This is a genomic window from Pseudomonas sp. BCA17, from assembly GCF_004519405.1.
Lineage (GTDB): Bacteria > Pseudomonadota > Gammaproteobacteria > Pseudomonadales > Pseudomonadaceae > Aquipseudomonas.
The window spans coordinates 276,718-292,476 of sequence record NZ_SGWI01000003.1 but is presented as its reverse complement, the minus strand read 5'-3'; the positions used below and the strand labels follow the sequence as shown (position 1 = coordinate 292,476).

General features: G+C 63.4%; 11 protein-coding genes. 1 reads left to right on the top strand and 10 read right to left on the bottom strand.

Translation table 11 applies throughout. From position 1 onward, the window contains the following. A complete protein-coding gene (locus EXW71_RS13800) occupies positions 1 to 1,401 on the top strand; it encodes an aminoacyl-tRNA deacylase and HDOD domain-containing protein (RefSeq protein ID WP_134659446.1) in 1,401 nt (466 codons plus the stop codon). Positions 1,402 to 1,533: 132 nt separating this feature from the next. Here the strand turns inward: EXW71_RS13800 and EXW71_RS13795 are convergent, their stop codons facing one another. From EXW71_RS13795 to EXW71_RS13750, 10 genes are all read right to left on the bottom strand, one after another. After that, a complete protein-coding gene (locus EXW71_RS13795) occupies positions 1,534 to 1,911 on the bottom strand; it encodes a hypothetical protein (RefSeq protein ID WP_028618482.1) in 378 nt (125 codons plus the stop codon). 124 nt (positions 1,912 to 2,035) lie between these two features. Then, positions 2,036 to 2,959 (bottom strand): type VI secretion system-associated lipoprotein TagQ, encoded by a 924-nt coding sequence (tagQ, locus tag EXW71_RS13790; RefSeq protein ID WP_123716562.1) that lies wholly within the window; start codon positions 2,957 to 2,959, stop codon positions 2,036 to 2,038. Between the two features lie 84 nt (positions 2,960 to 3,043). Further along, positions 3,044 to 4,756 (bottom strand): SUMF1/EgtB/PvdO family nonheme iron enzyme, encoded by a 1,713-nt coding sequence (locus EXW71_RS13785; protein WP_134659448.1) that lies wholly within the window; start codon positions 4,754 to 4,756, stop codon positions 3,044 to 3,046. Next, positions 4,749 to 5,933, bottom strand: coding sequence for an ABC transporter permease (locus EXW71_RS13780; protein WP_134659450.1), 1,185 nt, complete (start codon positions 5,931 to 5,933; stop codon positions 4,749 to 4,751). The genes EXW71_RS13785 and EXW71_RS13780 overlap by 8 nt, the downstream gene beginning before the upstream one ends. After that, positions 5,933 to 6,637: an ABC transporter ATP-binding protein gene (locus EXW71_RS13775; RefSeq protein WP_123716565.1), complete on the bottom strand. Its 705-nt coding sequence runs from the start codon at positions 6,635 to 6,637 to the stop codon at positions 5,933 to 5,935. Before EXW71_RS13775 ends, EXW71_RS13780 begins: the two co-directional genes overlap by 1 nt. Next, entirely contained in the window at positions 6,637 to 9,606 is a 2,970-nt protein-coding gene (locus EXW71_RS13770; RefSeq protein ID WP_134659452.1) for a serine/threonine-protein kinase, read from the bottom strand. The genes EXW71_RS13775 and EXW71_RS13770 overlap by 1 nt, the downstream gene beginning before the upstream one ends. Next, entirely contained in the window at positions 9,603 to 10,322 is a 720-nt protein-coding gene (locus EXW71_RS13765; RefSeq protein ID WP_134659454.1) for a PP2C family serine/threonine-protein phosphatase, read from the bottom strand. The genes EXW71_RS13770 and EXW71_RS13765 overlap by 4 nt, the downstream gene beginning before the upstream one ends. Next, positions 10,323 to 10,976 (bottom strand): type VI secretion system-associated protein TagF, encoded by a 654-nt coding sequence (gene tagF / locus EXW71_RS13760; protein ID WP_134659457.1) that lies wholly within the window; start codon positions 10,974 to 10,976, stop codon positions 10,323 to 10,325. Next, positions 10,973 to 14,473 (bottom strand): type VI secretion system membrane subunit TssM, encoded by a 3,501-nt coding sequence (tssM, locus tag EXW71_RS13755; protein ID WP_134659459.1) that lies wholly within the window; start codon positions 14,471 to 14,473, stop codon positions 10,973 to 10,975. Before tssM ends, tagF begins: the two co-directional genes overlap by 4 nt. After that, a complete protein-coding gene (locus tag EXW71_RS13750; RefSeq protein ID WP_123716570.1) occupies positions 14,470 to 15,759 on the bottom strand; it encodes a DotU family type VI secretion system protein in 1,290 nt (429 codons plus the stop codon). Before EXW71_RS13750 ends, tssM begins: the two co-directional genes overlap by 4 nt.

Below are 15,759 nucleotides of genomic sequence, written 5' to 3'. Positions count from 1 at the left end.
ATGTCAGAAGTAGCCCTCGCCACAGCCTCACTGACCGCCCCGCCGGTCATTCGGGCTCTGCTCGCAAAGCTCGCCATCCCCTACACGGAAGTTGCCGAACAACCTGGCCTGAATCCCGCGCGAAAGGTCCAGGCGGTGCTGCTGGAAGATGCCGTTGGCGTCCTCATGGTGCTGTTTCCCCAGAACCAGTTGCTCGACCTCAACCGCTTGGCCGAACTGACCGGGCGCCGCCTGACGGCCGTGGCGCCGGAGCGCATCGAACGCATGCTGGGCAAGCATGAACTGAGCCTGCTGCCGGGCCTGCCCGCGCTGACCAGTTCGCCCTGCCTGTACGAAGGCAGCCTGCTGAACGAGCCGAGCCTGCTGGTGCATTCCGGTGAAGCCGGGCTGCTGCTGGAAATCGCCAGCGACGTATTCAAAACCATGCTCACCAAGGCCAGCGCCGGACACTTCGGCGAGCCGCTGAGCAACATCCGCCCCAACCTCGATCGCCCCAATGACGACCGCGAGGAAATTACCCAGGCGATGCAGGCGTTCACCGCCCGCCGTATCCAGCAACGCCTGGAAGCGACCATCGAGATTCCGCCGCTGGCCGATACCGCGCAAAAAATCATCAAGCTGCGCGTCGATCCCAATGCCACCATCGATGACATCACCAGCGTGGTGGAAACCGACCCGGCCCTTGCCGCCCAGGTGGTGAGCTGGGCGGCGTCGCCGTACTACGCGTCGCCGGGCAAGATTCGCTCAGTGGAAGACGCCATCGTGCGCGTGCTGGGCTTTGACCTGGTGATCAACCTGGCGCTGGGCCTGGCCCTGGGCAAAACCCTGAGCCTGCCTAAAGATCATCCACACCAGGCTACCCCGTACTGGCACCAATCGATCTACACCGCCGCCGTGATCGAGGGCCTGACCCGCGCCATGCCGCGCGCCCAGCGTCCGGAAGCCGGCCTGACCTACCTGGCCGGCTTGCTGCACAACTTCGGTTACCTGCTGCTGGCGCACGTATTCCCGCCGCACTTCTCGCTGATCTGCCGCCACCTGGAGGTCAACCCGCACCTGTGCCACAGCTATGTCGAACAGCACCTGCTGGGCATCAGTCGCGAGCAGATCGGCGCCTGGCTGATGCGCTACTGGGACATGCCGGACGAACTGTCCACCGCCCTGCGCTTCCAGCACGACCCGACCTACGACGGCCAATACGCCGAGTACCCGAACCTGGTGTGTCTGGCCGTACGTTTGCTGCGCAGCCGTGGCATCGGTTCCGGACCGGACGAGGCGATTCCGGACGCGCTGCTGGCGCGCTTGGGTCTGAGCCGGGAGAAGGCTGAGGATGTGGTGGCCAAGGTGTTGGACGCCGAGGTGTTGTTGCGCGAGTTGGCATCGCAGTTCAGCCAGGGCTGAATCTGTGGCCTGTCCGGCCGCTATCGGGAGCAAGCCCCTTCCCACATTCGACCGCATTCCAGAACTGGAGCTCGATCAAATGCGCGAGGAGGCTTGCTCCCAAGGCATTCAACTGGTTTTCACCGAAAAGTCTCAGCCCTTCTTTTTCTTCGGCTTCAAATATTTGGTCAGACCCTGGAACCAGATCACCAGCGCCGGGTTTCCCTTGATCTGGATCGACTTGTCCTGAATCCCCGTCATGAACGCCAGTTGCTTGTTCTTCGCCTGCATCGTGGCGAAGCCATAGGCAGCGTCTTTGAAGGCAATGGCAAATGCCGGTGACGGGTGAACACCCGAACGGCTGGTGATGCGCTGGTCTTTGACGATGAAGTGACGGGCAACCTTGCCGTCGAGGGTCTGCAACTGGAACGCCAGGTCTTTATCACCCAACTGTTGCTGGAAGGCAGGATTGGTGCGGCTGGCTTTGCCCATCATCAGGCCCAGCACCCACAGCAGAAGACGAAATTTCATGCACACGGCCTCGGTGTATTTATTAAGTGGCCGCAGCAGTGTAACGATTTGCAGGCAGAACGCCACCGATCTCGCGCTTTAGCGGGAGATCGGCAGGCGTTTAACGCTTATAGCAACATCTTACTCAAACGTTAGGGCAAGGCACCGGCGCCCAGTCGGCCAGGTTCGGATCGCGGCAAGTGCCTTCGATCTGTGCCTTACCGGCGCTGGCGACCTGCTTGCTTTCGGCTTGCTTGGCCTGCACGGTCTGGATGCTCTTCTCGGTGGTCACCGCTTCTTTAGGCACGGTCGGCAGCACTGGCTTTTTCGCCGGTTTTACCGCTTTCTTGCCCTTGGTCGGCGTTACCACAGGTGTGGTATCGGCGGTGGCCACGGTGACGACGTCGTTACGTTGCACGCCAACCTGTTGCAGGTCTTTCTCGTAAGCCTGGGTGTAGTTGTTCAGGTCTTCGCTGGCTTTGCCGTTGACCGCGACGATCAGGTCATTGGATTCTTTCAGGCCGGCGACGATTTCCGCCAGGCGCTTGCGGCCTTCGGTGTCGTTGACGGTCTTGGCCTTGCGATCATTCACCAGCTTGGTGAATGCGCTCTGGTAGCACTGCTGGGACGCTTTGGCGTAAGCGGTGCTGCGGTCGATGTCGGACGCGCTTTTGTTGAAGTCGTTGGAGTAGGACGCGATGCGCTGCTTGTCATCGGCGATCTGCTTTTGACGCTCGGTGTAGTAACCCGCCGCGCCGCCAGCCAGAGCGCCGCCCGCTGCACCGATGGCCGCGTTGCGACCGCGCTTGTCGGCGTCGCCGGTCAGGGCGCCGAGCAATGCACCACCGGCCGCGCCAAGGGCCGCACCGGTCACCACCGACTTGGTCATGTTCGAATCGGTGGCACGCAGGTGTTGCACCGGCTCGTAGCAGTTCGGGTAGTACTCGACCTTGGTGCTCGACGCGACCTTGGAGGCCGGCGACGTCGCGCAACCGGTCAATACGGTGCTGAAACCGGCTGCGATCAGCAGCAGATGACGCTTGGAAACCGCCTTACGGGAAAAAAGCATAGGTGTGATCTCTGTTTAGTTTGACTTGCCCAGCACGGCCCACCGCCGCCTGAGTCCCTTCCAAGCTCGCCGCACAACCAACGGTCAAGACCGCTGACCGCTCGCTGCGAGCAGTTCCTTCAAGATCGTTGCCGGGTCGGCCCGCTGTTGCTTGCGGTAGTTGCCGACATGGCGAACGAACAGTGTCGCGCGCGTCACCAGGCTCTTGCCGAGCACGGGTTTGCGATCCAACTCTTCCTTGATCCGTTGAAACTGGGCCTGGATCACCGCATCGGTATAGCGGGTGCCGGTGGCCAGGTTGTCGATGTAGATCGCCACCGCGCCATCGAGGGCGCTGCGGCCATTGTCGATGGCAGTGGCGAACAGCGCCGCACTGGCGTCGTCCTTGTTGGCGACAGCCTGATCGCGGCTCTTCTGCAGGTTGATCAGCCGGATGTTGTAGTTGCTGATGGTCTCGGCCACCAACGCGGCTGACTGAATCAGGTTGCCCGCCGCCTCTTCGCGTTGCTGGGCGATCAGCGAGACGTTGCGCTTGAGTTCTTCGTTGACCAGCCCCAGTTCGGCTTGCAGCTTGGGATCGACGCTGGCGGCAATGATGGTGTCCAGGCGCTTGGTCGGGTCCTGGGCATCGTCGATGGCGTCGGTCAGCGAGGCCAGGCGCCCTTCTTTCTGCCACTGGGCAAACAACTCTTTGTAGCGCGAACGCGGCGCCGATAACGCGCCAATCGCCACGCGGAAACCGGTGGTCTCGTTACTTTGCTCGGTGCCATCGGCGGCGAACAGCGGGTACTCGCGGCGCATGCCGGTAAACAGCGTGCCCTCACCTTCAAGGTAATTGCCGCCCTTGACCACAAAGCCGCCGTAGGTGCCCTGGCGACGCCCGGCGTGTACCAACTGGAAAGATTCCTGGACCATCTCCGCCGCATTGCCGATCACATCGAACAGGCCTATCGGGTTGGGCAACTTGGTGCCGATGGGCATCAGGCGTGCAGCCTGGCCGGTGCCACCGGCCACCTGGTTGAACACCGCGTAATCGGCCAACGGGCCGTCGCCTTCGCTGCCTTCGACGCGCCGAGGAAACAACCGCCCCTCAAGCTCCTGACGGCTCACCGCCTGGCCGCCGCGTGCCGCGTATTCCCATTCCACTTCAGTGGGCAGGCGCACAAAACCCAGGCCGCCATCTTCGGCCGACGAACCGCGACCGCTGACCGGTAGCAAATCCCGGTGGTATTTCATCAACCAGGCGCTGTACACCGCCGAGAAGCGTTCGGCTTCAAAACGCGACAGCTTGACCTTGGGCAACCGTGCCGCCACACCGGTGGGAATGTCGCAGGCCGGCGCCGGCTCGCCGCTGGCCAGGGACTGCGCCTGGGCCATCACCGCAGCGTATTGGCGGGCGGTCACTTCATACTTGCCGATGAAATACAGCATGGGCTTGAGCGGGGTCTTGGCGTCGGTCTTCGGCATCAGGGGCGCGATGACTTTATTCCAGTCATTGGGCAGATCCTTGAGGGTGAACTGGCCGTTGATGAAATCGCGACGGTATCCGGAAATAAACGATTGCTGGTAACCCGCCTCGCCTTCGGCGAAGGGGTAGCCGAGGCTGATTTCGCGATCGTCCAGGGTGCCCTGGGCCAGTACATAGGCGTAACGGAACACCATGTTGCCTTCGCACGGCAGCGGCAGGCTCACATCGTCAGGCAACGGTTTTGGATTATCGAGCTTGTCGCTCGCCTCATCAGCCCAGGCCATCGAGGCCAGGCTCAGCACCACACAAGCACCCAGTAACTTATACATCTCTGATTCCTTCAGAAGCCTGGATACGCGCCACACGCCAACCACCACAGGCCGCCGCCACGGCACTGACGCCGAGGACTGCAACCAGGGCCAGGCCGTAATGACGCGCCAGCAGGTGGCTGGCGTACTCGCCCGGCACCTGCGCGAATAACTTATTCAAACCCGCCTCGGCCAGCCCATACAAGCCGGCACTGAGCAAGGCAGCTGCGCTTGCGCTGTACAGCGCCTGCACCACCACAAACAGTAGCAACCCTGCGGTGGAAAAGCCCAGCAGGCGCAACACCGACAGTTCCCGGCGCTTGCGCGCCACGGCGGCCAAGGCCCCGGCGAAGATCGCCGCAAATGCGCCCGCCAAGGCCAACCCGGCGATGATCCAGAACACGATCGACAGGTTGCGGCTCAACGACTGCACCTGGGCGATGGTGTTCGCCTGGGTCGACACCAACAGGTTCTGCCCGGCGAAATACACACGCAACGGTTCCACATCGGTGAGTTGGCGGGCGTACAGACGAAATGCCGGGTACACCCGCTGCTTCTTCCCATCGACCGCTTCACCTGCCCACCCCAACGCCGGCACCGCACGGCCGTCGCGATAATCTTCCGCCGCTTCCAGCAGGCCCAAGCCGGCAAACAAACCGTCACGGGCGAAAGCGTCCAACGGCAACACTGCCAATACCTGCAAACGCGTGCTCTGCGCCTCGACACGCCCGGCTACTTGCCGCGCAAAACGGGTTTCCAGCCAATCGCCGGGGCGTGCCGCGAGTTTTTCCGCGGCGGTGTGACTCAGCACGATCTGGTCCAGGCCCTTGGGCATCGGCAAACCCGCGAGTAGCGGATCACCGGGCGCGGTTGGCAGCATCTCCAAGGTCAGTGCACCGACCTGCGCCGTCGCCGCAATCTGTCGCGTACGCGGCACGGCAAACGCCACGTCGCGGCGCTGCGCCAGTTGCTCGACAAACGCGCTGCTGAATCGACCACCGCCCAACGGAATAATTTCACGGGTTGCGGGGTCGGTCTCCAAGCGTTCAGTCAAACTGCCAACCAGTCCAAATTTCAGGCCGAATAACACCAGCAACGGCGCGATTACCGCCACCAACGCCAACACCGAACAGGCCGACAGCCAGGCATCGTTGCGGTAATCCTGCCAGGCCAGGGACGCTACCAAGCCGATACGCATCAGCATGCCTCCCCGAGGGTGGCTGTGACGCCGCCGTCAGTGTCGCGGCGGCAACTGATGCGCCGCACCTGCAAGCCACTGGCCCGGGCCAAGGGCTCGTCATGGGTGGCGATCACACAGGCAGCACGGTGTTCGCGCGCCTGGGCCAGCAACGCCTGCATCACCCGTTCGGCATTCAGCGGGTCCAGGGACGCGGTCGGTTCATCCGCCAGCACCAGGCGCGGCCCATGGGCCAGGGCGCGGGCACAACTGACACGCTGACGTTGGCCCACCGACAGCGCAGCGGGCTTCTTGGCCAACTGGTCACTGATCTCCAACTGCTCGGCCAGCCGCGTCACGCTGCCGTCATCCGGCAAGCCCAGCAGTTGTCGGGACAAGGCGATATTGCTGCGCACATCGAGAAAACCCAGTAGCCCGCCGGTTTGCAGCACATAGCCCAGATGCCGGCTGCGCAACTCGGCCAACGTGGATTGCCGATCCGCTCGCCACAACCCACCGATGTCCTGCTGATTGAACTCGAACTGCCCGACCTGATCCGGCGCCAGTACCAACGCCAACACATCCAGCAAGGTGCTCTTGCCACAACCGCTGGGCCCAACGATCGCCAGTTGCTCACCCGCGCGCAGGTGCAGCGCCGGGATCACCAGGCTATAACGCTGGCTACCGACACCCCGACTCTTGTGCATCGCGCTCAGGTTCAGCATTACGGCAATGTCGACAACGGCACGCGGTACAAGGCATCGCCCGGCTCGGCATCGCCGAAACGAACCCAGTTGGCCACGTCATTGTGGAAGGTTTCGTAGAGGCGGATTTTCGAATCCAGCTCATCGATAAAGTCTTCCTGCTCGGCCACGCTCAACGACAACCACAAATCCTGGGTCATGTTCAGCGACTTGCTGCGGTACGGCAGGCCCTCCAGGTATTCGCCGAGGAGGCCGCCATCGGCCAGGTTGCCGCCCTTGCGCAACGCTTGCGGGTCGCGGCTCATATAGGCCGAGGCGCTGGCGATTTCCTGGAAGAAATCCTTGGGCGAGCTTTGTGTTTTGCGCGCCGCGTCGACGATCAATTTCAGCGACTGCTGCAAATCGTTGAGCTGCAATTTGGTCAGCATCACGCACACTTGGAACGCCGGCAACGCCGGGTTGGTCAGGTCGCGGTCGGCGGTCCAGGCACTGACCAACTGCGGTGCCTGGCTCGCGGTTTTGCGACCGAGGAAATCCATGTGCATGGCATAGCCGACGGCTGCGGATTTGTCAGCCAGGCTCGGCGCGCTGTTCAGCAACGGCACCGGCTGCGGCGTGTTACTGCGCACTTGGTGGACGAGGTTGGCGAACACCGTGCCGATCTCATCCACGCGCTCGCCCAGTTTGTGCACGTCGCCGCCCGGCACCGGCGTGTACAGATCACCGATCTGCGGGTTGGCGTCAGCCGTGAGGATGCGGTACTGGCTCTCGGCGCCGGCGTGGGTTTTCTTGCCGGCATCGGTGCGCAGGTGCAACGCGTAGATCTTGATCTGTTTACCCAACGCGGCCTGGCGCACTTCGGCTTCGTTCATCTGGGTGGTGGCGAACGGGTCGTTCTTGCGCAACGCACCGGCATCGGTGACCAGCAGGATTATGCGCCCGCCGTAGCCGGACCAATCCATACCATCCACCGCCTGCATCACCCCGGCGAAAGCGTCTTCGTTGAACGAGTGGCTGGACACGGTGGATGCCTTGACCTGCCGTGCCATGTCGAGAAAACGCTGCGGGTCGCGGCCTTGATCCAGGGTGATCAGGGTCTTGGCTACGTATTCCAGGCCCGGGGTCTTCTTGATGCTGTTACGAAAGCCCACCAGGCCGAAGCTCACGCTGTCCAGTTCGCCGCGTTCGGCGATGCGGGTTTGCAACTCATGCACCACGTCACGGACCTGGTCGATGTAGGGCTGCATCGACACGGTGGTATCGACCACCAACACCACGGCGGTACGGAACGCATCGGCGTTGACGGCAGGTGCAGCCGACTTGGCGACACTGCTGCCAGGGTCGATGGATGCCACGTTGAGCAACTGCACCGGCTGGCCGTTTTCGTCGAAGCTCTCTTTGGCGTCGAAGATCGGCAACAGGTAGAACTGGTTCTGCGGGACAGCGCTGGCCGTCGGTTCGAGCGCCAGCACCTGCTGATTGTCTTCGCTGTTTTTCTGCGCCTTGGCCAATACGGTTCTGGCTGCCGCTGGGTCAGCCAGCAGCTTTTCCACTTCGCCGGGTTGGCGCAGGAACATCACCGGCGCCCGACCCGAGCGCTCGGTAAACTTGAGCACCAGGCTCTGCTTCCAGTCGCTGACCTGGGCAGCGGGCAACCAGCCGTCACTGCGGCCATCGGTGGCGGCGCCGACGCGTACCCACGGGCTGCCATCCACATCTTTACGTTGGTACACATACAGCACGGAGAACGCTGGCAAGGCTTTGCCGGGCGCGGCACCGACATCGCTGGAAAGCTTGGCGCCGGGCTTGCTGAGCACGCGCTGGAACAAGGTCTTTTTGCCCGCCATCAGCAAGGGGCGCTGACCGCCATCCGCGTCGGAAGCAACAGCGGGTTTCAACTCAGGTGGCGGCGTTTTCGGTACGACGGCAGCGGGCGGCTCAACAGGCTTGTCGCCACCGCTCAACCACCAGTAACCGGCCCCGCCGATGGCCAGCGCAACCGCCACGGCCACCGCGGCCAACGCCAGCACCGGCCCTCGACGTTGTTCGCTGTGCGAGGTCGAGGCAGGCGTCACCACCGGTTGGCGGACGGGCTGAGGCGCTGCTGTCGGGATCTCAATGGACTCCGGGGTGATGCCGCCCAGATCGAAGTTCATCGGGATCGGCAAAGGCCGCACCAGCGTGGCTTCCAGCGAGTCCGCCGGCAGTTGGTCGAGCGCCAGCAGCAAGGCCGCCGCATCAGGGAAACGATCAGCCGGGTCCTTGGCCAACAACTTGCGCAGCACGCCTTGATAACGGCCATGGTGCACCGGCAGTTCCGGCAACGGTTCGGTCAGGTGCGCCAGCGCCGTGGAAAGCGCATCGGTGCCGTTATAAGGCAGTTTGCCGACAAGGATTTCATAGAGCACCACGCCCAGGGCGTACAGGTCGGCGCGGCCATCAATTTCCTGGCCACGCGCCTGTTCCGGGCTCATGTAGCTGGGTGTGCCCACGGCGAAACCGGCCTGGGTGAACTGGGTACGATCATCCAGGGACTTGGCGATGCCGAAGTCCGACAGCACCGCCGTGCCATCAGCGCGGAACAGAATGTTGGCGGGTTTGACGTCGCGGTGAACCAAGCCTTGGGCATGCGCATAGCCCAACGCCGAGGCGATCTGGCGGATCAGCGTCACACCTTGCTCCGGCGTCAGGCCAGCGGCAATGCGCTCCTTGAGCGTGCCATTAGGCAGGTATTCCATGGCCATGTAATACAGCTCACCGACGTTGCCGATGTCATGGATGGTCACCGTATGCGGGTGCGACAGCCGCGCCAGGGTCTTGCCCTCGCGCAGGAAACGCTCGCAAAAAGTCGGGTCGGCCGCCAGTGCCGCAGCCATCACCTTCAACGCAACCTTGCGCTCCAGCGAGCGTTGGGTCGCCAGGTACACGCTGGCCATGGCGCCTTCACCGATCTCGCCTTCGATGTCATAGCCCGGGATCAGGATGTTCATGGCGACACCTTAACGACGATGGTGGTGATGTTGTCCGGCGCACCCCGGTTAAGCCCCAGGTGCACCAGGCTGCGCACGATTTCGTCCGGCGCGTCATGCCCCAGCACTTCGCGGATTTCATGGTCTTCGACGGTTTTGTTCAGACCGTCGCTGCACAGCAGGTAACTGTCGCCGGGGGCGATCAACAGATCGACAATGGCCACCTCCAACTGGGCTTCCACGCCCACCGCGCGGGTGACGATATTGGCGCGTGGGTGCACGCGGGCGTCGGCTTCGCTGAGCAGGCCGCTGTCTTGCAGGTCCTGCACATAGCTGTGGTCGCGGGAGATGCTTTCCAGCACGCCGTCGCGCAGGCGGTACAGGCGACTGTCACCGGCCCACAAACACACGCCGCGCAAGCCGCGCGCGGCCAGCACCACCACGGTGCTGCCCATCATGGTCACGCCACGGTTGGCGGTTTCTTCGCGCACGGCGGTGTTGATGCGAATCAGGTCATTGCGCAATGCCGCCGAGTATTCATCGAGGGAGCGCCCCACCGGCACATGACGCAGGCTGTCGACAATCAGGCTGCTGACGTAGTCACCCGCCGCATGCCCACCCATGCCGTCGGCCACCACCCAGAGGCGGTTTTCCGGCAGGTCCAGGCATGCATCTTCATTGACCTGGCGCACCATGCCTACATGGCTTTTGCTCGCGGATTTGAACGTCGACCCCATCTACACCACACCTTCTTGTCCGAGCAGAAACTGCGCAAAATCGTCGGTGGCAGGCAAGCCCTGACACCGCAATAATCCAGGGGAAATACGTTGCGAACCGCGGCCCCACCAGAGGCTGGAACCGGAGCAGGCGTGTTCGGCGAGCGCGCTCATCCGGTCGTGAGGCTGCGTGGCGTTCATCCGCTGCAAACCGGCGAAACGAGTGTCTACCGCTCGCGGCTCGCTGGGCGGGAGGCCCAGGGTGTCGACGCCATCGTTGAAGCGCTCGAACGTGGCCTCGGCATCCAGGGTGCTGAGCAACAGCTCTTCGGTCTGCTCAAACCAGGTATCCGGCCCGCCTACAAGGGACGCAAGATTGGTGTCGTGATCCAGCAAGGCCACCACCGCCAACGGAAAATAACGCCCGACCCGATCGATACTCGGCATCACCACACCCGCCGCCGCATCCGGCCCGCACACGCCCGGTGCGAGCACAAAGCGCCACAACGGGCTGACCAGGTAGACGTTGAGCCAGTCGCCGCCCAGACTGTTCTGGCTGGCGAGCAGACCTGCCGCCAGCCAACCGTCCCACGGGCCGATAAAACTCTGGGGCAAGGCGCGGCTGACGAAGTCACCGCGGCTGGCCAACTTGCCGTAGAAACCCAGCGTGGTCATAACCGCTCCGGCAGGCTGAACCCGCTGAGCACGCGGCTCTTGAACGGGTTGAAAGCGCTGTTGGCACGCAACTCGTAGGCAATGCTCGCGCCGTCGACCCGCAGGCGCAGGTTGAAGCGGTCCGGCGAGTTGCCGGCCGTCAGGTCCGACTGCTCCAGCAAGCGGAACCAGGCCCACGGCCCATCCAAGGTCACACCGGAACGCCCAGTGGCCGACGGCGGCATGATGGAAATACGCACCACACCGATACTGCCGGGGTTAGGCCATTGCATCGCAACCGGGCGGCTGGGGCCATGGTCGTAGCTCAATTGCTGGCCGTCGAGGTCAAGCAGGAACTGGGTGATGGTCGGGTCCATCGACACCGGCTTGAGTTCGAAACGCACGATAGGCTGGGTGCCCCCGGCGCGGAAGAACGCATCCCGGATCGCCGCCGCGCGTTGGAAGGTTTGCAGCACACCCGGCGCAATCCCCAGCTTTTGTGCCGCGCCCGGCTGCCAGCGCCAGGTCTGGGTAGACGTGTCGACGTACGGCTGCAGGTACTTGCGGAAGTAGTTGTCCATCACCCCGCCCACGCCGAAGAACTGACCGAAGTCATCCAGGGTCGCATCACGCGCACTGCCCGGCGACATCGGGTATCGCCCGGCCAGAGACTGGCGATACACGTTGACCACTTCGCTGACCCAGGCCGCGTTCAGTTGGTTGCGCACCCCGCCCATCATGCTGTTGGTGGTGGAGTTGACCACAGACTTGACCATGCCCTGCACCAACGGCGGCTGGCGTTCGGCATTCAGGCTGACCCGCGTGGCCGCCGCAGCCGCCTGGTTCTTCGCCTCACCGAGCAAGGCGTCGCCACTGGCGCCGACCATGGCGCTGACTTGCACATACAGCGCGTTCATGTCCGCGAGCAGACCGTCGATGGCCGCCGGTTCGCCTTCGTTCTTGCTGACGATGCCGTTGAGTTCGGCAAAGTGCGCAGTCACCGGATCGTCCGCCACTTGCGGCTGGCTGGCCGTCTGTTGCTCCTGGCCGAGCAGGCTGCCCAGGCGCTCCTTGAGCTTGTCGACGCCACCTTCCACCGGCACACCTTTGGCCGCCAGCTGGCGCTCTTCGGCTTGCAGGTCGGTTTCCTTGGCCACCGCCACCAGCAACTTCTTCAATGGCGAGGTCGGCCCGGAAATCACCCGCAGTACATCAGCCGCCTGGGCCACGCTGGTGATCGGTACAAAGTCGATGTCCGCCAACAGCGCGTCCCACTGGCGCTGGTAATCCTGGAAATACAAGCGGCGCACGTCAGCGGCCAGGCTCACCACGTTCTGCTGATCGGCCTGCTCATGGCCCAACACCCATTGCTCTTCGGCGAGTGTGCCGGTCTGGTTCAGGCTGCTCAGCAAAAACGCCTGGCGATAACCCTTGGCGGTGAAGAAACCACTCAGCGGCTCGCCCAGCGGCTTGCCGCTCTTGCGACTGAATACCAGCGCCGCATCGCGACCGGCGGCTTCATTGATGCGGAAATCCGGGATACCGTCCGGCAGTTTCTGGCGTTTGACCCGGTCGTAGACACGCTGGGCCACCGGCAACTGTTGCAACTGGCGACGCAGGTCGTCGATCAGCCGCGGGTCGAGGCGCGCGCTCGGCGGATGGCGGTCAAACAATGCCTGCAAATGCCCGCTCAGTGCCTGGCGCTGATCGGCCGGCAAGTCACGTGGCAGGTTGCGATCCCAGTCCAGGGCGATCCAGGCCTTGATGAAGTCCGGGTCGTAGTGCTCGCTGTCGGCAAGCATCAGGTAAGCCTTGAGGCCTTCGTACAGGAAGTCGGAGTTACCACCACCGTGCAGTTGCTCTTCGATGCGCGTCACCAGACGCGGTGCGAACACCGCGATCAGCAGTTTGCGGTACACGCTGCTGGATTCGGCTTCGAGCATATCGCCCTGGTACAGGCCCAGGCCCTCGGCCCAACTGGGCGAATCACCGGCAAGGTTTTTCGTCGCGTTGAGCAACGGCAGTACGGCGAGCACTTCGCGCTGGGCCGGGCTCAGGTTCTGTACCGCCTGGCCCAGTGGCGCAACCTTCTGGTCGACCTGGGCGATATAGGCCTGATTGGCGCGATAACTCACCCACCACAAGCTGCTGACCACCACCACCAGGGCCACGGTGGCCGCCAGTACGCCGCGTGCAACCCACTTGCGCCGGCGCTCGACCTTCGGGTTCACCCCCACCAGCCCACGCTCGGCAAAAGCCACGGCGCTGAAGAGTTTTTCGATGAAGTAACTGCGCCCGGTACCGCTCTGGCGTGCCAACTGCTGTCGGTCCAGGTTCATGCTCTGGGCCATGGCACCGATCAGGCGATCAATCGGGCTGCCTTCCTGAGTACCGCTGGTGAAGTACACACCGCGCAGCAGCACGCGTTCTTCGAAGGCGTTGGGTTTGAACACACCTTCGAGGAAGCTTTGCAGGCAGTCCTTCAGGGCACCGAACTGCTGCGGGAAGCCGTAGATCAAGTCGCGCCGCGCCGGGTCGCGTTCTTGTTGCAGGCGCTCTACCAGGCGTTCGTTGAGGCGTTGTTCCAGACCTGCGAATTCGCTTTGCAGGTGCGCCAGCGGGCTGTCGCTGTTCTTGCCGTCGTCCAGGGCGAAGGTCATGCCCCACACCTGGGCGCGGTCTTCCTTGCTCAGGTTGTCGAAGAACTCCATGAAGCCGGGCACCAAATCGAGCTTGGTCAGCATCAGGTAGACCGGGAAACGCACGCCCAGCTGGGTGTACAGCTCCTGGATACGCAGACGGATCGCCGCCGCATGGGCGGCGCGCTCGGCCTCAGTACCGAGCAGTAAATCCGACAGGCTGATCGCAATGAACGCACCGTCGATTGGACGACGTGAGCGTTGTTTTTTCAGCAGGTCGAGGAAACCCAGCCACGCGGCTTTATCCACCGTGGAGTTGCTGTCCTGAGTGGTGTAGCGGCCAGCGGTATCGAGCAGCACGGCTTGATCGGTAAACCACCAGTCACAGTTACGCGTCCCCCCGACGCCACGCACGGCACCGGCGCCCAACTGGGCCGCCAGCGGGAAATGCAGCCCGGAGTTGACCAGCGCAGTGGTCTTGCCCGAACCCGGCGGGCCGATGATCACGTACCACGGCAGTTCGTAGAGGTTGCGCCGCTCATCGCCACCCAGCTTGGCTTTTTTCAGCAGTGCCAGGGCCTCGTCCATGCGCTGGCGCAGGGTGCTGAGTTCTTCGGCAGTGGCGACACTGTTGGGGTCGACCGGGGTTTGCGCCGCCAGGCTGCGCATCACTTCGGCGGCCTGCCGCCGCGCCTGGATAATGCGGAACACGCGGTAGGCGATCCACACCGCAAACACCAGGATGATCAGTGCCCAGCGACGTCCTTCCGGCATCAACACATCGAGCAACGGCCCGACAAACCAGATGATCAGGCTCAGGGCGATCAGGCCCAGCACCGGGATCACCCAGCGAATCATGAAACTGAAAAACGCCTTCACTCGACGCCCTCCGCCAATACGGTGATTTCAACCCGACGATTACGGGCACGGCCTTCGGCGGTGGCGTTGGTAGCCACCGGCTCGGTGTCGCTTCTACCCTCGGCGCTGAAGCGCTCGGCCTGGCCGGTCTTGGCGGCCAGGATCTCCAGCACCGACTTGGCCCGTGCTTCGGACAGCGCCCAGTTGGACGGGAAACGCAGCGTGGCAATCGGGCGGTTGTCACTGTGCCCGGTCACGCGCACCTGGCCTTTGACTTTGCGGATGGCGTCGGCGATGCGCAGCATCAGCGGCTGGTAGTCATCAACGATGCTGGAACTGGCCGATGCGAACAGCTCGTCACCGCGAATGGTCACTACGGAACGGTCGACTGCATCCTCCACCGCGACACGACCGGCCTTGATGTCTTCCACCAGGAAGCCTGCCAGGCGTGGGCGTTCGATGACTTTGGGCTGTGCCACCGGACGGTCGATCGCTTGCACCGGGATCTCTCCCAACGCATGGATATTCTTGAACACCGGCTCGGCATCCGACGCCAGCTTCAGGCGCAAGCCGAACAACAACGCCAGCAGCAGCGCCAGGCCGATGGCCACGGCAATCCACGGCGGCATGAATTGCGCCAGGCGATCCCGCGCCACGGTCACGCCGCGCCAATGCGGTGACAGCTCGCGTTCGTGTTCGCCACGGGCGCTGCGAATGGCTGCCGCGGTGCGTTCCCGCAAGGCGTCCAACTGGCTGCGCCCGTCGTTCATCACCCGGTAACGGCCTTCGAAGCCCAGGCACATGCACAGGTACAGAAGCTCCAGCAGGTACAGGCGTTCCCGTGGGCTTTGCAGGCAGTGGTCGAGCAGTTGGAAGACTTTTTCGCCGCCCCAGGCTTCGTTGTGCACGGTGATCAGCAGGCTTTGCTTGCCCCAGTCACTGGTGCTGCCCCATGGCGTGCTCAGCACCGCTTCATCCAGGGCGGTGCACAGCGCGTAACGCGCCAGCAGCACTTCGTTGCGCGGAATGCCGGCGGCTTCGGCACGCTCTTCGAACTGGCGCAGGTAAGCCAGCAACTGCGCGCGCAGGCTGGCCGGCGCCGGGTGAGCGATGGTGTTGCGCAGGCGCGTCAGCAGCGCCAACAAGGGGCCGGCGGCACTTTCCAGCGGGTTGAGGCCCTGGCTTTTGCCCGTGAGCATCGGCGCAGCCGGCATCGACAACGGTGCAGGTTCGGCACGCACAGGTTCCGGCGCCCGGCCACCCGGGCGCGGCATGAACTGGGTGCGGTCATCATCATTGGGATGCAT

What these genes read in the sequence shown, in the direction of transcription:
- EXW71_RS13800 (WP_134659446.1), top strand. Translation starts at nt 1, where the DNA reads ATGTCAGAAGTAGCCCTCGCCACAGCCTCACTGACCGCCCCGCCGGTC.
- EXW71_RS13795 (WP_028618482.1), bottom strand. Translation starts at nt 1,911, where the DNA reads ATGAAATTTCGTCTTCTGCTGTGGGTGCTGGGCCTGATGATGGGCAAA.
- tagQ (WP_123716562.1), bottom strand. Translation starts at nt 2,959, where the DNA reads ATGCTTTTTTCCCGTAAGGCGGTTTCCAAGCGTCATCTGCTGCTGATC.
- EXW71_RS13785 (WP_134659448.1), bottom strand. Translation starts at nt 4,756, where the DNA reads ATGTATAAGTTACTGGGTGCTTGTGTGGTGCTGAGCCTGGCCTCGATG.
- EXW71_RS13780 (WP_134659450.1), bottom strand. Translation starts at nt 5,933, where the DNA reads ATGCGTATCGGCTTGGTAGCGTCCCTGGCCTGGCAGGATTACCGCAAC.
- EXW71_RS13775 (WP_123716565.1), bottom strand. Translation starts at nt 6,637, where the DNA reads ATGCTGAACCTGAGCGCGATGCACAAGAGTCGGGGTGTCGGTAGCCAG.
- EXW71_RS13770 (WP_134659452.1), bottom strand. Translation starts at nt 9,606, where the DNA reads ATGAACATCCTGATCCCGGGCTATGACATCGAAGGCGAGATCGGTGAA.
- EXW71_RS13765 (WP_134659454.1), bottom strand. Translation starts at nt 10,322, where the DNA reads ATGGGGTCGACGTTCAAATCCGCGAGCAAAAGCCATGTAGGCATGGTG.
- tagF (WP_134659457.1), bottom strand. Translation starts at nt 10,976, where the DNA reads ATGACCACGCTGGGTTTCTACGGCAAGTTGGCCAGCCGCGGTGACTTC.
- EXW71_RS13750 (WP_123716570.1), bottom strand. Translation starts at nt 15,759, where the DNA reads ATGCATCCCAATGATGATGACCGCACCCAGTTCATGCCGCGCCCGGGT.